Below are 5205 nucleotides of genomic sequence, written 5' to 3'. Positions count from 1 at the left end.
CCGTGAACCTGCGGCAATGCATCAGTAGTCAGCTCTTGCCCTTCATGCACCACCGCAAATGCCGGAATAGTTAAACCTGTATGGTGCAACTTATCTAATATGCCATGTTCAATATCATCGATAGAGACAACCACTGCGCCAATATCAGAAAAATCGGTATGCTCTAGTGAGGTAATTTCACGTTCACTATCAAAGCAGGATAATGTACTTTCACTGGCCGCTATTTTTAAGGATTTCATAGTATTATTAACCGTATGATTTTTAAAAATCATGATATTTAAAAATATAGACAAATGCCCTCTTGCTCATTTCAATGAACAATCAAAAGAAGAACATATGCCGCAGATGAGTATTACGCCAGCGTGTAAGAATATTGTGATGTGTCATATTGACTCGGTGATTTCTGCATATATATCACTACATATACATCACTGTATATATAGTTACGCACATAAATACATGACAAACGCGATGAGTTAGCGGATGTTATTTATTATGTCGCCAGCAGCCTCGATGAATAGATTTTATTCAACAAGCCCAAGAAATATAATATGACACACGATAATCAGCACCTGGCTTCTTATCAATATTCTGAAGTATTACCTGCAAATGAAAAATGCAAATGAAAAGTAGCTCCGGTATACAGGCATCATTAAATGCCTTGTCCGGCGGATATGTTTCATGATGGATAACCCTTTCACATCCCCTCCTGAACACCTGTGATTCACAATAGGTTGATAATAAAAGTACATACTATACCATGCCAGTTAAACCAATATTGATATTAAACCAAATAAATATCTATTTAATGGGACAACATATTTCAACATCACCAAACCCTGTAGCCACATTATACTCTTTACCATAACGCTCAAAGCTCGGTGTAAATGCATCTTCCAGTTTTAACTCTGGCATACGGCAGTTGAGTATATCACTCCATGAATTGCCGATTTCTGAAATATGCCCTTGGTGTACGAAAACAGCATATTTTTGTTTAGGGATAATAATCTTTCCCATATGTTCAGGCACGTATTGTAAAGAGGGCACTTCTATTCCACACATGTACTCTATTTCATGCTGGCTTGCGCTACAAATAACACCATATGCTACTTCCTTATCATGCGCAGCATCACCTATTTTGTTGAACGCAACCCACTGCGCGGGGATCGTCTCAGCCAATGTTGCCAATGCATGCGTTTTACGAATACCCATTAGAAACATTTCATTGATATGCTCAATGCGAAAATCTGATTGTACTGGCATACGCCCTACCTTTTATACGCACTGTACACGGCATGCTGTTCTGTGCACTACCGCAGTATATTACGCGTTACCAACCCAATTAATTTGATGACGATCACTTTCCTACCGATTGCTTTCAACATTTACAGCGGCTGTGAATCGCATCACGAATAAAGAAAACGGACAAAAGAGTGTATTTAAATACGAATCAACAAACAAGATTACCGCCTGAAATAATCAGCAAAAACAATCATTAAATTCGTATTGATTAGAGAGGAATTCAATAATTTGCGTCAATTTCAGAGAGGAATAATCCCCCCTGAAAAATAAACAGCCTAAACAATACTAATATGCACTGAGATACAAATTCTTACTTAGCACAATACCGCGTGGGCTAACTTGCGGCAACCCTTGTAACGAGGCACTGACTAAGCGAGTTTTCGTATCGTGAAATACCGGAACCAGTGGTGTAGAGGTTAATAATAGCTCCTCTGCGCGGCGGTATAATACACCACGCTTATCGGCGGTAGCCGATTGTGCACTATCTAAAATCAGATCAAACTCTTTATTACAATAACCGCTGAGGTTGGCCGAGCTGTAACAGCGAAAATCATTCAATAGTGCTGAGGGTTCGTTATAGTCACCATAAATATAGGTGGCAACTGCATCATAGTGGTTGGTGTAGCGTGTAGCCCGAAAAGCGGGATCAGTAAGGCGGTTCATCTCAACTTTTACGCCGATCACTTTCCACATTGAGGCTACCGAGTTGACCAGACGCTCTTGTTCATCATCATCGCGGTATGACAGGGTGATTTGCAGCGGGTTATCCGGCGTAAAACCGGACAGCGCCAGCAGTTTACGCGCTTGATCCTGACGTAAACGGAACGGATCATTGGCAAATTCAACGCTAACCGGAAGGTATTGCGGCACATTATCAGGGATCACCGTATAAGCCGGTTTCACCAGCTGACCACTGAGCGTATCGGTAACTAATTCTCGGTTAACCGCCATAGAGAGCGCCTGACGCACATTCTTATCCACCAGCGGCGGGCGACGGTTATTCAAGCTTAACTGGTATAACCCGAGCAAATTAAAGGGCCGCAGTGATTCAGGCACGCTATTTTGAATCGCCCGATACTGGCTTGCGGGTATGCTGTCAGTCATGTGCAACTGGCCATCATCAATGTGCGCAATATCCGTTTTAACAAACGGTTTTGGCAGGTAAATGACACTGGTCAGCACGGTTTTGCTGCTATCCCAATAGTGTGTATTTTTGTTCAGACGTAATGATTTTCCATTCGCCCACTCTGCCAGCATAAATGCGCCGTTGCTGAGAAACGGCGCTTGCGGGTAACTGATACCCTGCTTGAGTTGTTGCTGCGGCGCCGGCATAAAGGCCGGTAATGAGAGCATTGACATAAAAAACGGCATGGGTTTATCAAAGGTCACTTGCAGCACTTTTGGCTCTAATGCACTGACACCCAGTTTATCTGGGCTCAGTTTTCCGCGCCCAATCAGATCGGCATTGGCAATCCCCGCTTCAGCCATGTAGTTTCGGTTACTCAAGCGGGTTTTCGGGTTAACTGCACGCTGCCATCCGGCCACAAAGTCCGCCGCCTCTACCGGCGTTCCATCTGACCAATGGGCATTTTCACGCAGCCAGAATGTCATCGATTTGCCATCCGGTGAGGTGATCCAGCGTTCGGCTTGCGCCGGTATATTTTCGCCGTTATCCCCCTCTTGCACCAAGCCTTCAAACAGATCAGAAAGCACCGCTTGTGTGGCAAAATCTGCATCGGCGATATTAGGATCGAGCATGGAAGGATCTTTCCCATTAGCCCGCACAACCACTTGCTGTTTGGCAAGGTCGGTGCCCAAAGGAACATCTGCGGCAACCGCGCACAGGGGCAACATTACCCCCAAAAGCATGCCAAACGTTGTGTTCATTGCATCTCCTCCCTGAAAAGCCTTCATTTTATGGATGAGCGATAACTTAATCGCCGCCAATTACCCAGTTTTGGATCAGGCTAGCAAAACACGGCATTTGCTTTACACGATCATACAGTCAGAAAAAAAGCCTGCTCGGAAAAGAGCAGGCTTTTGTTGATGTTGCAACTGACGTTACTGTTTATGCTGATGGCAACATGGCTCAGACCACCGATGAGGGGATGGTTTTCTCGCGCACAGCATCCTCCTGCAAAGCTTGATCCAGTGCATGGCCTGCGGCATCTGGTGAGTCAGTGTTTCGTGCTAACAGCGCATACATAGCCGGTACGATATACAAGGTCAACACCAGTGCGATACTCATACCAAAGACCACGACAATACCAATTGCCTGCCGCCCTTCCGCGCCCGCACCACTGGCAACAATCAGCGGGATGCCCCCGATGATGGCTGTAAGCGCGGTCATCATGATTGGACGAAAACGCTTTTCAGCAGCCTCTAATATTGCATCAGCAAAACGGTAGCCGTTATCTCGCAATTGGTTAGTAAATTCGACCAGCAAAATACCGTTTTTAGTCACCAGCCCGACTAACATAATAAGCCCAAGCTGACTGTAGATATTGAGCGACATACCAGTAACCCACAAACCAAACAGGCCGCCAGCAATACCCAGTGGGACTGTCAACATCACTACAAACGGGTGCACAAAGCTCTCAAATTGTGCAGCAAGGAACAGATAAACCACCACCATTGCCATGCCGAAAGCGAACATGATATTACCCTGATTGGTGCGGTATTCGAGTGATTCACCTTTGTAGTCAATAATCGCCTGCGGAGGCAATAAAGTACGCGCCTGTTCATCAAGGTAATCAAGCGCCTGACCAAGATCATACCCTGCGGCAAGGTTGGCCGATAAGGTGATCGATTTGTTGCGGTTATAGTGGTAATAGGTTGATGCAGAGGCTTTTTCCTGCCCGCTGATCAGGGTTGACACTGACACTAACTGGCCATTTTTTGCCCGCAGATAAATCTGGGCCAAGTCTTCAACCCCTCGGAAATTTTGCTTGAGACCGCGCAGGTAAACATCAAACTCTTCGCCATCTTTGGCAAAGGTGGTCACGCTATCGCCACCCAGTACGCTTTGCAGCGTGCTGGCAATATCGGATACCGAAATCCCCAGTTGGTTTGCCAGTGCGCGATCAACTTCAAGTATCATCTCAGGGGTGGTTTCACGGTAATCAATATCGATATCGGTCAGCCCCGGATTAGCGCGAGCAGCCTTTTGCAGCGTTTCTATCCACCCTTTAAGTTGTTCGTAATCTGGCCCGCCGAGAACAAATTGCACCGGATTATCCGAGCCACCACGTAAGCTAGACGGCAATACCGGTACGATGCGCATACCCGGAAGATCGCCGGTCGCTTTAGCGATAAACCCAACCAAGTCTTCGGCTTTTTTACTGCGCTGATCCCACGGTTTTAGGGTGATCATCGCCATACCGCTATTCACACCACCGCCAAAGCCGGGGGTACGTACGGTGATATTCTCTGCAATGCCCTGATCCAATAGCGGTTGTAAGCGCTGCTCTAGCTCGATCATATTACGCTGCATCAGCTCTGGGCCTGCCCCTTCAGCGGCACGGGTCATCACAAAAATACTGCCCCGATCTTCTTTAGGTGTCAGTGCCTGAGGGATCTGCTGGTACAACAGATAACAGCCACCAATCAACAGTAACATCACCACCGGTGCCCACCACGGCTGACGTTGGGTAATTTGCAGTGAACGGCGGTATTGCGCCGATGACCAGTTCACCGCCTGCCCAAATGAACGGGTCAGCCAGTTTTGTGGCATCTGCGGGCGTAACAGTTTTGCGCACATCACCGGTGTCAGGGTCAGGGCAATGATGCTGGAAAAGACCACTGCCGCACTGAGCAGCATGGCAAACTCAGCAAAAATACGCCCGACAGTGCCGGTCAGAAATAGCACAGGTACAAACACGGCAACCAGAACCGCAGTGGTGG

At 46.8% G+C, this 5205-nt stretch carries 5 protein-coding genes; all 5 read right to left on the bottom strand.

All coding sequences use genetic code 11. The annotated features are described in order from the left end of the window. Positions 1-239, bottom strand: a 239-nt coding sequence (locus ACRC27_RS12000) for an Orn/Lys/Arg decarboxylase N-terminal domain-containing protein (protein ID WP_438639974.1), incomplete at its 3' end; no start/stop codon positions are given. A 360-nt stretch (positions 240-599) separates the two neighbouring features. Further along, positions 600-752 (bottom strand): leader peptide SpeFL, encoded by a 153-nt coding sequence (speFL, locus tag ACRC27_RS11995; RefSeq protein ID WP_438639973.1) that lies wholly within the window; start codon positions 750-752, stop codon positions 600-602. A gap of 49 nt (positions 753-801) precedes the next feature. Beyond that, positions 802-1263, bottom strand: a complete 462-nt coding sequence (locus ACRC27_RS11990) for a GyrI-like domain-containing protein (protein ID WP_438639972.1) — start codon at positions 1261-1263, stop codon at positions 802-804. Between the two features lie 324 nt (positions 1264-1587). Next, positions 1588-3189 carry a peptide ABC transporter substrate-binding protein gene (locus ACRC27_RS11985; RefSeq protein WP_438639971.1) on the bottom strand — a complete coding sequence of 534 codons (1602 nt, stop codon included), beginning with the start codon at positions 3187-3189 and terminating at the stop codon, positions 1588-1590. A gap of 202 nt (positions 3190-3391) precedes the next feature. Then, the coding region (locus ACRC27_RS11980) for an efflux RND transporter permease subunit (protein WP_438639970.1) at positions 3392-5205 on the bottom strand (1814 nt) is incomplete at its 5' end.

Source organism: Plesiomonas sp. (genome assembly GCF_051650925.1).
GTDB lineage: Bacteria > Pseudomonadota > Gammaproteobacteria > Enterobacterales > CAMTGL01 > Plesiomonas.
This window is presented reverse-complemented; position numbering and strand designations above follow the sequence as displayed.

Bases quoted from the DNA above. Each gene is read 5' to 3' on its own strand.
- speFL (WP_438639973.1), bottom strand. From the start codon at position 752: ATGTACTTTTATTATCAACCTATTGTGAATCACAGGTGTTCAGGAGGG.
- ACRC27_RS11990 (WP_438639972.1), bottom strand. From the start codon at position 1,263: ATGCCAGTACAATCAGATTTTCGCATTGAGCATATCAATGAAATGTTT.
- ACRC27_RS11985 (WP_438639971.1), bottom strand. From the start codon at position 3,189: ATGAACACAACGTTTGGCATGCTTTTGGGGGTAATGTTGCCCCTGTGC.